General features: G+C 64.2%; 16 protein-coding genes. All 16 read left to right on the top strand.

Translation table 11 applies throughout. The annotated features are described in order from the left end of the window. Positions 1-28: 28 nt before the first annotated feature. The 16 genes from aroB (at position 29) to ADJ95_RS08785 (ending at position 17,906) form a co-directional block, all read left to right on the top strand. Positions 29-1,150, top strand: coding sequence for a 3-dehydroquinate synthase (gene aroB, locus ADJ95_RS08860; RefSeq protein ID WP_049334265.1), 1,122 nt, complete (start codon positions 29-31; stop codon positions 1,148-1,150). 226 nt (positions 1,151-1,376) lie between these two features. Beyond that, positions 1,377-1,940 (top strand): elongation factor P, encoded by a 564-nt coding sequence (gene efp / locus ADJ95_RS08855; RefSeq protein WP_005505932.1) that lies wholly within the window; start codon positions 1,377-1,379, stop codon positions 1,938-1,940. Next, the gene (gene nusB, locus ADJ95_RS08850; RefSeq protein WP_005505934.1) at positions 1,940-2,350 is read left to right on the top strand and encodes a transcription antitermination factor NusB; all 411 of its coding nucleotides are present in this window, start codon (positions 1,940-1,942) and stop codon (positions 2,348-2,350) included. Before efp ends, nusB begins: the two co-directional genes overlap by 1 nt. A 479-nt stretch (positions 2,351-2,829) precedes the next feature. After that, entirely contained in the window at positions 2,830-3,492 is a 663-nt protein-coding gene (gene pyrR / locus ADJ95_RS08845) for a bifunctional pyr operon transcriptional regulator/uracil phosphoribosyltransferase PyrR (RefSeq protein WP_049334264.1), read from the top strand. Next, positions 3,489-4,490 carry an aspartate carbamoyltransferase catalytic subunit gene (locus tag ADJ95_RS08840; protein WP_049334263.1) on the top strand — a complete coding sequence of 334 codons (1,002 nt, stop codon included), beginning with the start codon at positions 3,489-3,491 and terminating at the stop codon, positions 4,488-4,490. Before pyrR ends, ADJ95_RS08840 begins: the two co-directional genes overlap by 4 nt. Before the next feature lie 30 nt (positions 4,491-4,520). Next, on the top strand, positions 4,521-5,822 hold the full coding sequence (locus ADJ95_RS08835) for a dihydroorotase (protein ID WP_049334262.1): 1,302 nt from the start codon (positions 4,521-4,523) through the stop codon (positions 5,820-5,822). A gap of 161 nt (positions 5,823-5,983) precedes the next feature. Continuing rightward, positions 5,984-6,541 (top strand): hypothetical protein, encoded by a 558-nt coding sequence (locus ADJ95_RS08830; RefSeq protein ID WP_049334261.1) that lies wholly within the window; start codon positions 5,984-5,986, stop codon positions 6,539-6,541. Between the two features lie 196 nt (positions 6,542-6,737). Then, entirely contained in the window at positions 6,738-7,925 is a 1,188-nt protein-coding gene (gene carA, locus ADJ95_RS08825; protein ID WP_049334260.1) for a glutamine-hydrolyzing carbamoyl-phosphate synthase small subunit, read from the top strand. Beyond that, positions 7,926-11,252 carry a carbamoyl-phosphate synthase large subunit gene (carB, locus tag ADJ95_RS08820; protein ID WP_049334259.1) on the top strand — a complete coding sequence of 1,109 codons (3,327 nt, stop codon included), beginning with the start codon at positions 7,926-7,928 and terminating at the stop codon, positions 11,250-11,252. It begins immediately after the preceding gene. Then, positions 11,252-12,109: an orotidine-5'-phosphate decarboxylase gene (gene pyrF / locus ADJ95_RS08815; RefSeq protein ID WP_049334258.1), complete on the top strand. Its 858-nt coding sequence runs from the start codon at positions 11,252-11,254 to the stop codon at positions 12,107-12,109. Before carB ends, pyrF begins: the two co-directional genes overlap by 1 nt. 346 nt (positions 12,110-12,455) lie before the next feature. Beyond that, a complete protein-coding gene (gene mihF / locus ADJ95_RS08810; RefSeq protein WP_049334257.1) occupies positions 12,456-12,836 on the top strand; it encodes an integration host factor, actinobacterial type in 381 nt (126 codons plus the stop codon). A gap of 45 nt (positions 12,837-12,881) precedes the next feature. Continuing rightward, complete coding sequence (gene gmk, locus ADJ95_RS08805; RefSeq protein WP_049334256.1) at positions 12,882-13,439, top strand: guanylate kinase; 558 nt, start codon at positions 12,882-12,884, stop codon at positions 13,437-13,439. 212 nt (positions 13,440-13,651) lie between these two features. Continuing rightward, positions 13,652-14,110 (top strand): DNA-directed RNA polymerase subunit omega, encoded by a 459-nt coding sequence (rpoZ, locus tag ADJ95_RS08800; RefSeq protein ID WP_049334255.1) that lies wholly within the window; start codon positions 13,652-13,654, stop codon positions 14,108-14,110. 38 nt (positions 14,111-14,148) lie between these two features. Then, a complete protein-coding gene (locus ADJ95_RS08795) occupies positions 14,149-15,570 on the top strand; it encodes a bifunctional phosphopantothenoylcysteine decarboxylase/phosphopantothenate synthase (RefSeq protein ID WP_049334254.1) in 1,422 nt (473 codons plus the stop codon). 274 nt (positions 15,571-15,844) lie between these two features. Continuing rightward, a complete protein-coding gene (rapZ, locus tag ADJ95_RS08790) occupies positions 15,845-16,756 on the top strand; it encodes an RNase adapter RapZ (RefSeq protein WP_049334253.1) in 912 nt (303 codons plus the stop codon). Between the two features lie 97 nt (positions 16,757-16,853). Continuing rightward, entirely contained in the window at positions 16,854-17,906 is a 1,053-nt protein-coding gene (locus tag ADJ95_RS08785; protein ID WP_049334252.1) for a gluconeogenesis factor YvcK family protein, read from the top strand. The last annotated feature ends 31 nt before the right edge of the window (positions 17,907-17,937 follow it).

The following is a 17,937-nucleotide window of genomic DNA, read 5'->3' as shown; positions in this document are numbered from 1 at the left end:
CCCCCACTCTCCTGTGAAAGGACACACGATGAGCACTCAGCCCACCTTCGGCGCTTCCGGTGAAGCGGATATCACCCGTATTCCGGTGACCGGCAGCTCCCCGCGCGAGAACTACGAGGTGCTAATTGGCCACAACCTGCTCGGCACCCTGCCCGAGATTCTCGGTAACCGCACGAAGAAGGTGCTCGTGATTCACCCGCGTGCCCTGCGTTCCACCGGTGAGCTGGTCATGGAAGACCTGCGCACCATGGGCTACGAATCGTTCAGCGCCGAAATCCCGGACGCTGAGGAGGCAAAGCACTACCAGGTGGCGGCGTTCTGCTGGCAGGTGCTCGGTCAGAACGACTTCACCCGCACCGACGCGATCGTGTCTGTGGGTGGCGGCGCCATTACCGACGTGGCCGGCTTCGTGGCGGCAACCTGGCTGCGCGGCGTGCGCGTGGTGCACATTCCGACCACCCTGCTGGGCATGGTGGACGCCGCCGTGGGTGGTAAGACCGGCATTAACACCGCCGAGGGTAAGAACCTGGTCGGCGCGTTCTGGCCGCCCGCCGCCGTGCTCTGCGAGATTGGCACCCTGCGCACCCTGCCCGAGCACGAGTTGCTGACCGGCATGGGTGAGGTCGTCAAGTGCGGCTTCATCGCAGACCCCGAGATTCTTGACCTGATTGAGGCAAACCCGCAGGCCGTGCGCGATTCGCAGTCCGCCGTGATGCGCGAGCTCATTGAACGTAGCGTGCGCGTGAAGGCGGAGGTGGTCTCCGAGGACCTGCGCGAATCCGGCCGCCGCGAAATCCTGAACTACGGCCACACCCTGGCCCACGCGATTGAGCGTAACGAACGCTACCAGTGGCGTCACGGCGCGGCCGTTGCGGTGGGCATGGTGTACGCCGCGGAGCTGTCGCTGGCCACCGGCCACGCCGACGAGGAGCTCGTGGCGCGTACCCGCCGCATCCTCGAATCCCTGGGCCTGCCCACCTCCTACAAGGCGGATGCCTGGCCCCAGCTGCTCGAGGCCATGCGCCGCGATAAGAAGGCGCGCGGCAACCTGCTGCGCTTCATCATTCTTGACGGTTTGGCTCGCCCGCGCGTCTACGAGGTGCCGGACGACTCGATCCTGTACATGACCTACCAGGAGATTACCGAGTAGGTGTGAGTCCCGTACATTCACCGGATGCACACGGCACACGCCCGTCACATATGGCAGCCAGCATGCGCCAGCCAGGCGGGGTGCCACAGAAAAACTGTGGCGCCCCTACTAGGCAAATTCGTGCGCATCCTGTAGAATGTACGGGACATATTTTTGCTCATTGAAAACTTAGCGCCTCGCCGGGTACCACTACGGCGTGGGCGTCGATGACACGAAGGAGAGCCCCATGGCATCCACTACCGATATTAAGAACGGCGCCGTCCTGAAGATTGACGGCAACCTCTGGTCCGTCGTTGAGTTCCAGCACGTTAAGCCCGGTAAGGGTGGCGCGTTCGTTCGCACCAAGCTGCGTAACGTTACCTCCGGCAAGGTCGTCGACCGTACCTTCAACGCTGGCGCTAAGATTGAGACCGCAACCGTTGACCGCTCCGACTACCAGTACCTGTACCAGGACGGCGACGACTACGTCTTCATGGACATGAAGACCTACGACCAGATCAACGTTCCCGCAACCGTTGTTGGCGACGCAGCAAACTACATGCTCGAGTCCCAGACCGCAACCATCGCAATGCACGAGGGTAGCCCCCTGTACATCGAGCTGCCCGCATCCGTGGTCCTCGAAATCACCTACACCGAGCCCGGCCTGCAGGGTGACCGCTCCACCGGCGGCACCAAGCCCGCAACCGTTGAGACCGGCTACGAGATCCAGGTTCCCCTGTTCCTGGAGACCGGCACCAAGGTCAAGGTTGACACCCGCACCGGTGAGTACCTCGGTCGCGTGAACGACTAATGAATTCGCGTACTAAAGCCCGATTGCGCGCCCTCGAAGTGCTCTTCGAGGCGGATCAGCGCAACGAAGATTATATTGAGGTACTCCGCCGCCGCCGACTGTACACGGTAGCGCAGATCTCTGCTTACTCTGAGGAAATCATTCGTGGCGTTCGCGACCACGACGAAGAGATCCGCGAGTTTGTTGAGACTTACGCCCGTGACTGGTCCTTCGAGCGTATGCCCGCCGTGGACCGTGCCGTGCTGCGTATTGGCACTTGGGAGCTTCTGTACAATGATGAAGTTCCGGATGCTGTCGCAATTTCTGAGGCTGTCGGTCTGGCGCGTGTGCTGTCCACGAATGAATCTCCGAAGTTCGTGAACGGTCTGCTGGATAAGCTCCGTCAGGTGAAGCCGACCCTGCTCGCGTAAGACGTCCCGCCGCGGCCTGCCTGCCAGCTTTATGACTGGTTGGTTTGCTGCCGTTGAGGATGCGCCCGCAGGGGAGCGTACGTGAAACTCCCGCCGTACTGTAGTTCGCTACATGACGGCGGGGGTTTTCTATGTCTAGGTTGCGCTTGTCGTGTGCTCGGGTCTGGGATGCTGAGCCGGATGCGCTCGCTGGGTTTGTTAGCAACAGTCGAGGCTCCACCGGAGCCCGTGGGTAGGGGCTGGTGGCAACAGTCGAGGCTTCACCGGACAACGCGGGCGGGGGAGTGCCCCCTTTTCGGCACCCTAGCTATAAACAACATAGGCGCCTCGAAGACGGAGCCCCCGCCCCGCTCCATACCAGCTCCGTCCCCGTCATGAGCGGTCTCTCGCCGAACCTGAACGTAGCCTGTGAACTGTGGTACCCTACTAGAAGCACAAAACCTTTAAATCCGTCCCGTGAGGCGGGGAAGGAGACGGCTATGCCTGGGTCAACTGTACCCACACCCGGCGCGAATCAGGGGCGAAATCTAACCGCAGCCCCCCATTCGGCAACCCCTCAAAGCACCTTCGAGGACGCGACCACCGTCGGCCGCACCATCCTCAGCGAGGACGAAATCCGCCGCGCCCTCACCCGCATCGCCTACGAAATCATCGAAACCAATAAAGGCGTAGACAACCTCGTACTCATCGGCATCCGCTCCCGCGGCGTGCCCCTCGCGGCGCGACTCGCCGCACGCATCCAAGCCCTCGAGCCGACATTCACCGCAGAAGACCGCCTCGGCGCCCTGGACATCACCGCCTACCGCGACGACCAGCGCGACGCCCCCGAACCGCACACAGCGGGGGAGAGCCTCATGCCCGCCGTCGGCATCGAAGGCAAAACCGTGGTTCTCGTCGACGACGTCCTATACTCCGGCCGCACCGTACGTGCCGCACTCGACGCACTCAACGCCCACGGACGGCCCGCCCTCGTACGCCTGGCGGTCCTCGTAGACCGCGGACACCGCCAGCTACCCATCCGCGCCGACCACGTGGGCAAAAACCTGCCCACCAGCGCCAGCGAAACCGTACGCGTCGTACTCACCGAAACCGACAACGCAACAGACCGAGTTGACATTATCCAGCTGGGAGGGCTCTCATGAAGCATCTGCTCGACACCCGCGAACTAACCCGCGAAGAAGCCATCGAAATCCTCGACGTCGCCGACTACATGGCGCAGGTCAAGGCCGAAAACCGCACCCTGAACGTGCTGAACGGCAAGACCGTCGTCAACCTCTTCTTCGAGGACTCCACCCGCACCCGCCTCTCCTTCGAATCCGCCGAGAAGCGCCTGGGCGCGGCCGTCACGAACTTCTCCGCCTCGGGATCCTCCCTCTCCAAGGGTGAGTCGCTCAAGGACACCGCGCAGACCCTCAAGGCCATCGGCGCGGACGCCTTCGTGATTCGCCACTCGGCATCCGGCGCACCGCAGCGCCTCGCGGAGGCCGGCTGGACCGACATTCCCGTGCTCAACGCGGGCGACGGCACCCACGCGCACCCCACCCAGGCCCTGCTCGACGCCGTGTCCCTGCGCCAGTACAAGGCGGAACGCGACGGCCTGGACAGCCCCCGCGGCACCGACCTGTCCGGCATGCGCGTGCTCATCGTCGGCGACATCCTGCACTCGCGTGTGGCACGCTCCAACCTCTGGTTGCTGCACACCCTCGGCGCGCAGGTCGTCTTCGTCGCACCGCCGACCCTGCTGCCGCTGAACACCGCCTCCTGGGTTGAAGAAGCCGGCGTAGAAATCTTCCACGACTTCGACGAAGCCATCGCCACCAACCCCGACGCCGTCATGTTGCTGCGCATCCAGAAGGAACGCATGAACGCCGCGTACTTCCCCTCCGCCGAGGAGTACACCGAGCTGTGGGGCCTGACCGCCGAACGCTTCGCAACCCTGCAGGCGCAGCCGCAGCCGGTCGCAATCCTGCACCCGGGCCCCATGAACCGCGGCCTGGAAATCTGCACCGAAGCCGCCGATGCCGCCAACTCCTGGGTTCTGCGCCAGGTCAGCAACGGCGTGGCGCTGCGCATGGCGGTGCTCTACCTGCTTCTGACCGACGGCTCCAGCGCCAAGCTCTACGCCGGCGACGAATCCTAAACGACCTTCCTAACGAGAGGAACCAACACCATGAGCAAGTACCTGATTAAGGGCGCAAGCCTCTACGGCGAAAAGGTCGCCGATATCCTCATCGAGGACGGCGTGATTAGCCGCATTGCAGAGAACATTGATGCCGCGGATGCACAGGTCGTCGAGGCGGCAGGCCAGGTGGCGCTGCCCGGCCTGGTCGACATCCACACCCACCTGCGTCAGCCCGGCTACGAGGCATCCGAAACCGTCGAGACCGGCACCCGCGCAGCAGCCCTGGGCGGCTACACCGCGGTGTTCGCCATGGCGAACTCCCTACCCGTGGCAGACACCGCCGCAGTCGTTGAGCAGGTTGACCGCCTCGGCAAGGAATCCGCATGGTGCCGCGTGCAGCCCATCGGCGCCGTGACCGTGGGCCTGAAGGGCGAGCGCCTCTCCGACATCGGCGGCATGGCGAACTCCACCGCGAATGTGCGCGTGTTCTCCGACGACGGCATGTGCGTGTACGACCCGGCAGTGATGCGCCGCGCCCTCGAATACGTCAAGACCTTCGACGGCGTTATTGCGCAGCACGCGCAGGAGCCGCGCCTGACCGAGGGCGCCCAGATGAACGAGGGTAAGGTCTCCGCTGACCTGGGTCTGGCCGGTTGGCCCGCCGTCGCAGAGGAGGCAATCATCGCCCGCGACGTGCTGCTGGCCGAGCACCTGGACTCCAAACTGCACATCTGCCACCTGTCCACCAAGGGCTCCATTGAGGTTGTGCGCTGGGCTAAGTCCCGCGGCGTGAAGGTGACCGCGGAGGCAACCCCGCACCACCTGCTGCTCACCGACGAGACCGCACGCACCTACGACCCGGTGTTCAAGGTTAACCCGCCGCTGCGCACCGAAGAGGACGTCATGGCGCTGCGCCAGGCGGTCGCCGACGGCATCATCGACGTGATTGGTACCGACCACGCACCGCACCCGGCAGAGACCAAGGAATGTGAGTGGGCCTGCGCCGCGAACGGCATGACCGGCCTGGAGCAGGCGCTGTCCATCATCCAGATGACCCTGGTCGACACCGGCATGATTACCTGGCGCGACGTGGCACGCATCCTCTCCGAGCAGCCCGCTAAGATTGGTCGTCTGGAGGCCGAGCAGGGCCGCCCGCTGGCCGAAGGCGAACCGGCCAACATTGTGCTGGTTGACCCGAAGGCAACCCGCGTAATCAAGCCGGAGGAACAGGCAACCAAGGGTAAGAACAACCCCTACCGCGACATGGAGGTGCCCGGCTCGATTCGTGCAACCTTCTACGCTGGCCACCCGACCGTGCTGAACGGCGAGCTGGCCACCCCGCGCAAGTAACCCGCGAAGCGAATGTATGTGGTGACCGTGCCTGGCGGTGGTAGGTTCACGCCTGCCACCGCCTCGCCGGGAGGTTCAAGCGCGCCGGGAGCACCGCCCCCAACCCCACCAACCCAGGCCGAGACAATCGACCGAGACACCAACCGAAAGAGAGAACCCACGTGGGAAAGCTCATCACCGCCATCGTCTGCCTGGCCCTCGTGGCCCTGTGCATCTACGGCATGTGGCACGGATGGCGCTCGCGCCTGGCCCGCCAGTCCAACATGTTCGGTTCCCTCAAGGAAGTTCCCGAACGCTACGAGGGTCTGACCGCCGACGCCGCTTTCGAGGGTGAGTACATCAGCACCACGATCTTCGGTAACTGGCTGGACCGCGTGGGATTCGATTCGCTCGGCTTCAAGAGCAAGTCCACCCTGCTGGTCTACCCCGACAGCATCATCTTCACCCGCGACGGGGCGAAGGACCTGTGGATTCCGGCGAAGAAGCTCTCGGTCATCACCACCGACCGAGGCATGGCCGGCAAGGTTGTGGAGAAGGACGGCCTGATCGTCATCGGCTGGACCCTCGACGGTCACCGCGTGCAGACCGGCTTCCGCACCCGCTACGCTGAGGATAAGCAGGCGGCCCTGGAGGAGCTGCGCCGCATCGCCCCGAACGCGGTGGATGCGCCCGAAAAGTGGGCGGCAGGCCCCGCCGAGGGCACCGAGCAGGCCAAGTAGGCGGCGCAACGCACCCCGGCACTTCCGGCAACATACCCCGGCCCCGAAGCCGAACACGACACAGCACGACACCCTAGATTTAGCCCGGGCGGGCAGAACAGCCCGCCCCGGCAGCAAGAGACTATCCCCCAACGCACCGAGCGGCACTCACCGCAAGGCCCGCGGGGGAGAGCACCACAGAAAAGGAAAAGAGAGCATGACTGACATGACACGATCCGGTGCCCTGCGTACGGACCGCGCGCTACTCGTCCTCGAGGACGGCACCGTCTACCGCGGCTACGGCTACGGCGCAACCGGCGCATCCCTGGGCGAGGTAGTATTCTCCACCGGCATGACCGGCTACCAGGAGACCCTCACCGACCCCTCCTACGCGGGTCAGATTGTGGTTCAGACCGCTCCCCATATTGGCAACACCGGTGTGAACACCACCGACGCTGAAGCCCCCAAGATTTGGGTTGCCGGCTACGTGGTTCGTGACGCCGCACGTGTGGCATCCAACTGGCGTTCTGAGCGCACCCTCGACGAAGAGCTCATCGAGCAGGGCATCATCGGTATTCAGGGCATTGACACTCGCGCCCTGACCCGCCGCCTGCGTTCGAGCGGTTCGATGCGTGCGGGCGTGTTCTCCGGTGAGCACGCAGAACGCCCCGAAGCTGAACTGCTGGAGGAGGTGCGCGCCTCCGAGCCGATGGCAGGCCGTAAGCTCGCTGACTCCGTTTCGGTTGACACCGCCTACACCGTTGAGCCGCACCAGTTCAACTGGTTCGCACCTCCGGTCGCAACCATCGTAGCCCTGGACCTGGGCATTAAGTCGATGACCCCGCAGCGTTTCGCTGAGCGTGGCGTGCGCGTGCACGTGCTGCCCGCAAGCGCAACCCTCGAGGACATCTACTCCTACAACCCCGACGGCGTGTTCTTCTCCAACGGCCCCGGTGACCCGGCAACCGCTGACGAGCAGGTTGAGCTATTGCAGGGCGTGCTGCGTAAGGGTACCCCGTTCTTTGGCATCTGCTTCGGTAACCAGCTGCTCGGCCGCGCGCTGGGCTTTGGCACCTACAAGCTACCCTTCGGTCACCGCGGCATCAACCAGCCGGTGATGGACAAGACCACCGGCAAGGTTGAAATCACCGCGCATAACCACGGCTTCGCTGTGGACGCCCCCATCGGCGGCTACGTCACCGCACCGAACGCCGAGTTCGGTCAGGTCATGGTCTCCCACGTGGGTCTGAACGACAACGTGGTGGAGGGCCTGACCTGTAAGGACATCCCGGCCTTCTCGGTTCAGTACCACCCCGAAGCCGCCGCGGGTCCGCACGACTCCGCCTACCTCTTTGACCGTTTCATCGACCTGATGGTCGCAACCAAGACTGCAAAGGAAGCCTAAATGCCTCGTCGTACCGACCTTAACAGCGTCCTCGTCATCGGTTCCGGCCCGATCGTCATCGGTCAGGCAGCGGAATTCGACTACTCCGGCACCCAGGCGCTGCGCGTGCTGAAGGAGGAGGGCGTGCGCGTCATCCTCGTGAACTCCAACCCGGCAACCATCATGACCGACCCCGAGTTCGCGGACGCCACCTACATTGAACCCATCACCCCCGAGGTGATCGAGAAGATTATCGCGAAGGAAAAGCCCGACGCTATCCTGCCGACCCTGGGCGGCCAGACCGCTCTGAACGCGGCCATCGAGCTGGGCGAGCGCGGCATCCTCGAGAAGTACAACGTCGAGCTGATTGGCGCGAACATTGAAGCCATCAACCTCGGCGAGGACCGCGAGGCCTTCAAGGGCGTCGTGGAGCGTGCCGGCGGCGAGTCGGCCCGCTCGGTCATCGTCCACTCCATGCCGGAGGCCCTGGAGGCCGCCAAGGAGCTCGGCTACCCGATGGTGGTCCGCCCCTCCTTCACCATGGGTGGTCTCGGCTCGGGCATGGCGTACAACGAGGAAGACCTCTACCGCATCGCCGGCGCCGGTATTCAGTACTCGCCCACCAGCGAGGTCCTGCTCGAGGAGTCCATCCTCGGCTGGAAGGAATACGAGCTGGAGATGATGCGTGACACCAACGACAACGTCGTGGTCGTCTGCTCCATCGAAAACTTCGACCCCGTGGGCGTGCACACCGGTGACTCCATCACCGTGGCCCCCGCACTGACCCTGACCGACCGTGAGTTCCAGAAGCTGCGCGACATCGCAATTAACGTGATTCGCGAGGTTGGCGTGGACACTGGTGGCTGCAACATCCAGTTCGCTATCGACCCGAAGACCGGCCGCGTCATCGTCATTGAGATGAACCCGCGCGTGTCCCGTTCCTCGGCGCTCGCATCGAAGGCTACCGGCTTCCCGATCGCGAAGATTGCGACCAAGCTGTCGCTGGGCTACACCCTGGACGAGATTCCGAACGACATCACCCAGAAGACCCCGGCCTCCTTCGAGCCGACCCTGGACTACGTGGTCGTGAAGGTTCCGCGCTTCGCGTTTGAGAAGTTCCCGGCTGCCGACCCGACCCTGACCACCACCATGAAGAGCGTGGGCGAGGCCATGGCCCTGGGCCGTAACTTCACCGAGGCTCTGCAGAAGGCCATGCGTTCGCTCGAGCAGAAGGGCGCGTCCTTCTCGTTCAAGCCGCTGACCCTCTCCGAGGTGGAGCTGGCCGAGCTGATTGAGAAGACCAAGGTTCCCACCACCCAGCGTATCTACCAGGTTCAGCAGGCTCTGCTGGCCGGCGCAACCGTGGAGCAGCTGCACGAGGCTACCAAGATTGACCCGTGGTTCCTGGATCAGCTGGTGCTGCTGAACGAGGTTGCCGGCGTGGTCTACGAGAAGCGTGACCACCTGGATCCGGAGACCCTGAAGCTGGCCAAGCGCCACGGCTTCTCGGATGCACAGATTGCCGAGATTATCGGCTCCTCCGAGGACGTTGTGCGCGGCGTGCGCCACGCCCTGGGTATCCGCCCGGTCTTCAAGACTGTTGACACTTGTGCTGCCGAGTTCGAGGCGTTCACTCCGTACCACTACTCCTCCTACGACCTGGAGGATGAGGTTGCGCACCACGAGAAGCCCTCGATCATGATTCTGGGTTCGGGCCCGAACCGCATCGGTCAGGGTATCGAGTTCGACTACTCGTGCGTGCACGCCTCTATGGTGCTGCGTTCGCTGGGTTACGAGACCGTCATGGTCAACTGCAACCCCGAGACCGTTTCGACCGACTACGATATTTCGACCCGCCTGTACTTCGAGCCGCTGACCCTTGAGGACGTGCTCGAGATCGTTGAGTCGGAGCGTCGTACCGGCGGCCTGATGGGCGTGTTCGTGCAGCTGGGCGGCCAGACCCCGCTGAAGCTGGCTCGTGCCCTGAAGGATGCGGGCGTGCCGATTCTGGGCACCACCCCCGAGGCCATCGACCTGGCCGAGGACCGCGGCGAGTTCTCCCGCGTGCTGGAGGAGGGCGGCCTGATTTCGCCCAAGAACGGCACCGCGTTCACCTTCGAGGGTGCTAAGCGCATCGCCGACGAAATCGGTTACCCGGTTCTGGTTCGCCCCTCGTACGTGCTGGGCGGCCGCGGCATGGAAATCGTCTACGACGAGGCTAACCTGGCCCGCTACCTGGAGAACGCTACCGAGGTTTCGCCCTCGCAGCCGGCTCTGATTGACAAGTTCCTTGAGGATGCCATCGAGATTGACGTGGACGCCCTGTTCGACGGCGAGGAGCTGTACCTGGGCGGCGTCATGGAGCACATTGAGGAAGCCGGTATTCACTCCGGTGACTCCTCCTGCACCCTGCCCCCGATTACCCTCGGCCCGGACATCATCGCCAAGGTGAAGGACGCTACCGAGAAGATTGCTCGCGGCACCGGCGTGCGCGGCCTGATTAACATTCAGTTCGCCTACGTTTCCGAGAACCTGTACGTGATTGAGGCTAACCCGCGCGCGTCCCGTACCGTTCCGTTCGTGTCGAAGGCTACCGGCGTGCAGCTGGCTAAGGCCGCCGTGCTGATTGGTCTGGGCAAGAGCATTGCCGAGCTGAAGGCTGAGGGCTACCTGCCGCAGCACATGGACGGCGCATCCCTGCCGCAGGAGACCGCAATTGCTGTGAAGGCTGCGGTTCTGCCGTTCGCCCGCTTCCGCACCCCCGAGGGTGTGGTGGTCGATTCGCTGCTGAGCCCCGAGATGCGTTCGACCGGTGAGGTCATGGGCCTGGATCAGCACTTCGACACCGCGTTCGCGAAGGCTCAGGCCGGCGCAGGTTCGCCGATGCCGACCTCCGGTAAGGTCTTCATTTCGGTGGCCAACCACGACAAGCGTAACGTCATCATCTACGCGAAGATGCTGGAGTCCCTGGGCTTCGAGATCGTTTCGACCGGTGGTACCGCCGAGATTCTGCGCCGCAACGGCCTGAACTCGATTCTGGTCGCTTCGAAGTTTGCCGAGGCAAACGGCGACCACTCGATCGTGGACATGGTCCGCAACGGTGACATCGACCTGATTCTGAACACCCCCGCCGGTGGTGCCGCTCGTAGCGACGGCTACGAGATTCGTGCCGCCGCCGTGTCGGTCGGCTGCCCGGTGATGACCACCATCTCCGAGTTCGCCGCCGCCGTTCAGGCGATTACCGCTCTGCGCGAGCACAGCTGGGACATCATGAGCCTGCAGGAGCACGACGTCAAGCTGGCCGCCGCCGTGGACGCTCGCCTGGCTTCCGAGGGTGGCGAGGCGTAATGTCCGCTTCCTTTGGTGACCGCTTGGCGAAGGCGATGGCCGAGCGCGGCCCGCTGTGCGTGGGCATTGACCCGCACCCGAACCTGCTGGAGCAGTGGGGCCTGGAGGATTCCGCCGAGGGTCTGGCCGCCTTCACCGAGGCCGTGTACGAGGGTTGCGCACCCTTCGCGGCCGCGCTGAAGCCGCAGGTGGCGCTGTTCGAGCGTCACGGCTCTGCCGGCCTGGCCGTGCTGGAGGCGCTGTTCGCCCGCGCCGCCACCGACGGCGTGCTGATTGTGGCTGACGCGAAGCGCGGCGACATCGGCTCGACCATGAAGGCCTACGCGGATGCGTGGCTCGGCTCCACCTCGCCGCTGGGTACCGATTCGGTGACGCTGAGCCCGTACCTGGGCTTCGAGTCGCTGCGTCCGGCGCTGGATTTGGCCGCCCAGAACGACCGCGGCACCTTCGTGCTGGCGCTGACCTCGAACCCCGAGGGTAAGAGCGTGCAGCACGTGGGCGCATCGGAATCCGAGGGCGCGGTGGCCAAGCGCATTATTGCCGCGGCGGTAGCCGAGAACGCGTCCCGTCAGTGGGAGCAGATGGGCCCGTGCGGCCTGGTGGTCGGTGCGACCGTCGGCCAGGCGCTGGTTGACCTGGGCATTGACCTGGGCTCCTTCAACGGCCCGATTCTGTCGCCCGGTTACGGCGCGCAGGGTGCTTCGGCCGCTGACCTGTACCGCGTGTTCGCGGGTGTGGAGTCGCAGGTGCTGGTGAACTCCAGCCGCGGTGTGCTCTCTGCGGGCCCGTCGGTTGAGGCTCTGGCGCAGGCAGCTCAGGCTGCCCGCGACGACCTGCTGGCGGCTCGCGGCGCGTAGTCCGCGCTCAGCGTATAGCTAAGCCTAGAAAAGGGCGCGCACCCCGGTCGGTTCCTTCGGGAGCTCGGCCGGGGTGCGCGCCCTTTTCTGGGTCCGCCGGGGTGGGGGAGGGGCCGCGCATCCGGCAGTGTGACCAAACAGTATCGGTCCCGCCCGTGCGTGGCTTTTGATCGGGCGATGACTCCGCTATGCTAGGAAGAGTGCTTCCGGAATTTACGTGCTGACGTGCGTAGACGCATTGTTGGTGCGTCGGGAGCACCGCGAATGGAGCGGGGCCTCCCGAGACATTCGTGATACATTAGTTGATAAGTAAAATTCAATACTCGCAGAAATGGGGGACCCAACCATGCCGCTGACTCCGCTAACCGAGGATGCGCGCGCCTCCGCCCGCGAGAAGGCAGTACTTGCCCGAGCACACCGCCAGGAAATTAAGCGTGCACTGAGTGAACGTGAGCTTTCCGTACGTCAGGTTCTCGATATGGTCGATTCCGACCCTGCACTGGCTAAAATGCCGGTGGGGCAGATGCTGCGCGCACTTCCGGGCATTGGTGCCGTTCGAGCAGAACGCATCATTGAAGAACTTCATATTGCGCCGACCCGCCGTCTGGGTGGTCTTGGCGTTCACCAGCGTCGCAAGATGGTGGAGTACTTCAACCGTAATTCGCGGTATCTCAACCGCGCACGTCGCAGGACTGCTGCTCAGTCTTCTGAATCTTCTCAGTCCTAAAGTGTTTGCGCCCCGCGCGTGCGGCGGCGCATCTGGAAGGAAGCTATGTCTCAGCCGACTTTGACCGTTCTGGCCGGCCCCACCGCCGTTGGTAAGGGTACGGTGTGCCAGTACATTCGCGAGAACTATCCGAAGGTGTGGTTCTCGGTGTCCGCAACCACTCGCGATCCTCGCCCCGGTGAGGTCGACGGCGTTCACTACTACTTTGTCTCTATGGACGAGTTTGATCAGATGATTGCCGACGGCCAGATGCTGGAGTACGCGGTGGTGCACGGAAAGAACAAGTACGGCACCCCGCGCGCTAAGGTGCAGGAGGCTCTGGACGCCGGTCACCCGGTGATTCTGGAGATTGACCTGCAGGGCGCTCGCCAGATTCGTGAGACCATGCCTGACGCCCGCCTGATTTTCCTGGCCCCGCCGAGCTGGGATGAGCTGGTGTCGCGTCTGAAGGGCCGCGGTACCGAGAGTGAGCAGGAGCAGGCTCGCCGTCTGGAAACCGCGAAGGTTGAGCTAGCCGCCGAGAAGGAATTTGACGTGACGGTGGTGAACGACAGCGTGGAGCGTGCGGCTCGGGAAATTGCCGAGCTGATTGGCGCCGCGTAGGTCTCCCGCCGTGAGGGGCGGGTCACGCAAAAATAGCGTGACCCGCCCCTTTGCGTCTTCTCCACCATCCGGTACGTGCTTTTTAGCCGCCGAGAGGGTAGAATAGTTCTTTAGTTTTGACCGAGCCCTTCCCGCGCCCGCCCGAATCCGAGCGTGGGCACCCCGCGAAGGGCGTTCGGTACGTACATCCATCAAGATTTTTGGAGTTTTTAGTGGCAAACGAAATCAAGGAACACGAGGACTACAACTTCGTTGACGGCGTTACTCCCGAGGGCATCGTGCGCCCCAGCGCAGACTCGCTGATCGAGAAGGCAGAGTCCAAGTACGGCCTGGTGATTTTCGGTGCCCGCCGCGCCCGCCAGATCAACGCGTACTACGCTAACCTGCAGGATTCCAAGAACCCTCACATCGGCCCGCTGGTCGACGCTGACTCGACTGAGAAGTCCCTGTCGGTTGCTATGCGCGAAATCATTACCGACCGCGTTGAGGCTGAGCACCAGCCCGGCACCAAGTTCAACGAGGACGGTTACCCGATCGCTGAAGAGCCGAACGCTCTGATTGACTTCAGCGTCACCGAGTACCCCGACGCTATCGAGGAAGAGTACATTCCCGCCGGTAGCGACGAGGTCATCGCGATTGAAGAGGTCATCCTCGACGACCACGCCGAGTAACGAGCCGACCGGCTAGTTTAAGGATTATCTGACGTACCATGCGCATTATCGTTGGTATGGGAGGGGGCATCGCCGCGTACAAGGCGGCGATGCTCCTTCGCCTTTTTGCGAAGAATGGTGACGAGGTTATCGCCATGCCCACCCCGAACGCGACCAAGTTCGTGGGGGTACCCACCCTGGAGGCGCTGAGCGGCAACCCCGTTTCGACCGACGTGTTCGAGCGCGTGCCCGAGGTGAACCACGTGCGCCAGGCCGAGCAGGCCGACGCCGTGGTGATTGCCCCGGCCACCGCTGACCTGCTGGCCCGCCTGGCCGCCGGCCGCGCGGACGATTTGTTGTCGGCGACCGTGCTGACCACGCACGCGCCCGTGATTCTGGCCCCGGCCATGCACACGCAGATGTGGGAGAACCCGGCGACCCGCGCGAACGTGCAGACCCTGCGTTCGTGGGGCTACCACGTGATTGAGCCGGCGATTGGCCGTCTGACGGGCCCGGACTCCGGCCCCGGCCGCATGCCCGAACCCGAGGACATCTTCCGCCTGGCGCAGGAGGTTATTGCGCGGTTCCCGAAGCGTTCCACGCACCCGGTGTACACGCCCGGCTACGCCCCGACCCACCCCCTGTACGCCGATACGGAGCAGGAGCGCGCGGCCGCCGCACGCCTGGCGACCCTGGGCTCGGTGAGCATCGACGGTCATGGCGGCCCCGAGGCCGTCGAGGGCGCGGCCCGGGAGGTGCCCGCCGCATCCGGTCCGCTGGCCGGCCGCACCGTGGTGATTACCGCCGGCGGCACCCGCGAGCCCCTCGACCCCGTGCGCTACCTGGGTAACCGCTCGACCGGCAAGCAGGGCGTGGCCCTGGCCGAGGCGGCCCGCGACCTGGGCGCGCACGTGCACCTGATTGCCGCAAATATCGAGGTGCCCGCCCCCGAGGGCGTGCGGGTGACCCGCGTTGAGCGCGCCCTGGAGCTGCGCGAGGTCGTCCTGGAGGCGAGCGCATCCGCGGACGTTCTGGTGATGTCCGCGGCGGTGGCCGATTTCAGGCCCGCCGAGTTCGCCGAGTTCAAGATTAAGAAGAGCGCCGATTCCGAGGATGCGCCGGTCATCAACCTGGTGCGCAACCCCGATATCCTGCGTGAGGTTGTGGTGCGTCGCGCTCAGGCTCGGGAGGCCGGTCAGACCTGCATGGGCCCGCAGATTATTGTGGGTTTCGCCGCGGAGACCGGCTCGGCAGAAAAGACCCCGCTGGAGCTGGGCCGCGAGAAGATGCAGCGCAAGGGCGCCGACTTCCTGGCCGTGAACACGGTGGGCGTGAACCTGGGCTTCGGTACGGACGAGAACACGATTACCCTGCTCTCTGCGCTGACCGATGAGGAGCCGGTGCTGATCGGCTCGAAGAAGGACGTTTCGGTGCGCCTGCTGGAGTACGTGAGCGGCTTCTTCGGCCCGGACTGCTCCTAGCCCGCGGCCGTTCCCGCGGCAGACGCATCCGCAGCACATTCGTAGCGCTCTTCACAACGTTTTCATAACATTTTTACGGCGCTTTTCACGAGCGGAACATTCGACCCGTCGCATTCTTTGCGGCGGGTCGTTTCGCGTTAACGCTCGGGGGAGATGAGGAGGGGCGACTCTTTTTTGTCATGTCCTGAAATATGTGAGCACGGGCCCGGACCGTCTAATCAAGGTCTTGTATCATGGCTTATAGAGTAGTTCGCGTCAAAGGGGAAGAGACACCATGGCAGACAATCAGCACCATGCCGCCGCACATTCCGTCCAGAGCGATGAGCGCCCGCAGATTCTGGTGATTACCGGCATCTCCGGTGCGGGCCGTAGCACCGTCGCTAACGTGCTCGAGGACGAAGGCTGGTACGTTATCGATAACATCCCCCCGCAGATGCTCGGTTCCCTGGCCGAGCTGGTGACCCGCGACGGCGCTCGCGTGCCGAAGGTGGCTCTCGGTATTGACGTGCGCGCCCGCGCGCTGTTCTCTGATTTGCCGGCCGCCATCGAGACGTTGCGCAAGTCCGATATTGACTTCTCCATGCTCTTCCTGGATGCCAAGGACGAGACCATCATCGCCCGTTACGAGGCTCAGCGCCGCCCGCACCCGCTGCAGGGTGAGGGTCGCGTGCTCGACGGCATCCGCGCCGAGCGCACCCTCTTCGAGGGCCTGCGCCTGGCCTCGGACCGCACGATTGATACGACCGGCATGAACGTTCACGAGCTGGCCCGCACCGTGCGCGAGATGTTCGCCGAGGGTGCGGACAAGAAGCTGAACCTGACCGTCATGAGCTTCGGCTTTAAGTACGGTGCGCCTTCGGACGCCAACTACATGGCCGACATGCGCTTTATTCCGAACCCGCACTGGGTACCCGAACTGCGCCCGCTGACCGGCCAGGACGCCCCCGTGCGCGACTACGTGCTGGAGCACGCCGGCACCGAGGAGTTCATCAGCAACTACCTGGCCGCCCTGCGTCCCGTGCTGGAGGGCTACCGCCGCGAGGGTAAGTACTACGCCACCATCGCGATTGGTTGCACCGGTGGTAAGCACCGCTCGGTGGCCGTGACCGAGGAGCTGGCCCGCCGCCTCTCCGCCTTCCCCGATGTCAACGTGAACGTGCAGCACCGCGACAAGGGCCGCGAATAGCCCCGCAGTACTGACCGGCAACCCATAATCAGCTACCGGTCGCCCTTCGCACACCGAGCGGAGGGCCGGCCGCTTCCGGGTATGTGAGATACAGACTATGAACACTCATTCAACCAGTTATGACACTCAGGGGATTCCCCGCCTACCCGCGCTCCCAACCCAGGCTCTGCGTCTGCTGAAGACCACGCACCGTTCACCGAAGGTGACGGCCATGGGCGGCGGGCACGGCCTGTACGGATCGCTTTCGGCTCTGCGCCACGTGACCCCCGACCTGACGGCCGTGGTAACCGTGGCGGACGACGGCGGCTCCTCGGGTCGCCTGCGTGAGGAGATGGGTATTCTTCCTCCCGGAGATTTGCGCATGGCGCTCTCGGCGCTCTGCGACGACACCGATTGGGGCCGCACCTGGCGTGACGTCATGCAACACCGTTTCGCCGCGCCCGAAGGCTACGAGGGGGAGTTTCCCCTGGACTACCATGCGCTCGGCAACCTGCTCATCGCGACGCTCTGGCAGCTGCTGGACGACCCGGTGGCCGGCCTGGACTGGGCGGGCGCCCTGCTGAACGCCCGCGGCCGCGTGCTCCCCATGGCTCTGGACCCCATGGTGATTTACGGTACCGTGCTGCGCGAGCACTCCGGTGGCGGAATCGAGCGGGTCAAGGTTGTGGGGCAGGTGAACCTCTCCAAGGAGGAGCGCGTGCACGATATTGGCCTGTCCCCGGAGCATGCGCGTCCCTGCCCGGAGGCGCTCTCCGCTATTGAGGAATCCGACTGGATTGTGCTCGGCCCCGGCTCGTGGCGCACCTCGGTTCTGCCGCACCTGCTGCTGGACGCCCAGCGCGAGGCGATTATTCGCACGGAGGCGCGCCGATGCGTGGTCATGAACCTCTCCGACGACAAGGAGACCGTGGGGTTTACCCCGGCAACCCACCTGGAGCTTCTGCGCCAGTACGCATCCAAGCTGCACCTGGACGCCGTGATTGCCGACGCCGACATGCAGACCGACCACCGCGCGGGACTCGAGCGCGAGGCCGCCTCGATGGGTGCGAAGGTCGTGTGGGCGCACCTGCGTTCGAGCACCCGGCCGGATGTGCACGATCCGCTGAAGCTCGCCTCCGCGTACAACGAAACCTTCGAGCTGAGCGCTTAGAGGTTTTCTTAGCGCACTCAAGAAGCGGCGC

This window comes from Rothia mucilaginosa (assembly GCF_001061665.1).
In the GTDB taxonomy this organism is placed as follows: Bacteria; Actinomycetota; Actinomycetes; order Actinomycetales; family Micrococcaceae; genus Rothia; species Rothia mucilaginosa_A.
Note: the sequence above shows the minus strand (reverse complement) of the source record. Positions and strands in the feature narration are given on the sequence as shown.

Coding starts and splice junctions, on each gene's coding strand:
- aroB (WP_049334265.1), top strand. CDS start 29: ATGAGCACTCAGCCCACCTTCGGCGCTTCCGGTGAAGCGGATATCACC.
- efp (WP_005505932.1), top strand. CDS start 1,377: ATGGCATCCACTACCGATATTAAGAACGGCGCCGTCCTGAAGATTGAC.
- nusB (WP_005505934.1), top strand. CDS start 1,940: ATGAATTCGCGTACTAAAGCCCGATTGCGCGCCCTCGAAGTGCTCTTC.
- pyrR (WP_049334264.1), top strand. CDS start 2,830: ATGCCTGGGTCAACTGTACCCACACCCGGCGCGAATCAGGGGCGAAAT.
- ADJ95_RS08840 (WP_049334263.1), top strand. CDS start 3,489: ATGAAGCATCTGCTCGACACCCGCGAACTAACCCGCGAAGAAGCCATC.
- ADJ95_RS08835 (WP_049334262.1), top strand. CDS start 4,521: ATGAGCAAGTACCTGATTAAGGGCGCAAGCCTCTACGGCGAAAAGGTC.
- carA (WP_049334260.1), top strand. CDS start 6,738: ATGACTGACATGACACGATCCGGTGCCCTGCGTACGGACCGCGCGCTA.
- carB (WP_049334259.1), top strand. CDS start 7,926: ATGCCTCGTCGTACCGACCTTAACAGCGTCCTCGTCATCGGTTCCGGC.
- pyrF (WP_049334258.1), top strand. CDS start 11,252: ATGTCCGCTTCCTTTGGTGACCGCTTGGCGAAGGCGATGGCCGAGCGC.
- mihF (WP_049334257.1), top strand. CDS start 12,456: ATGCCGCTGACTCCGCTAACCGAGGATGCGCGCGCCTCCGCCCGCGAG.
- gmk (WP_049334256.1), top strand. CDS start 12,882: ATGTCTCAGCCGACTTTGACCGTTCTGGCCGGCCCCACCGCCGTTGGT.
- ADJ95_RS08795 (WP_049334254.1), top strand. CDS start 14,149: ATGCGCATTATCGTTGGTATGGGAGGGGGCATCGCCGCGTACAAGGCG.
- rapZ (WP_049334253.1), top strand. CDS start 15,845: ATGGCAGACAATCAGCACCATGCCGCCGCACATTCCGTCCAGAGCGAT.
- ADJ95_RS08785 (WP_049334252.1), top strand. CDS start 16,854: ATGAACACTCATTCAACCAGTTATGACACTCAGGGGATTCCCCGCCTA.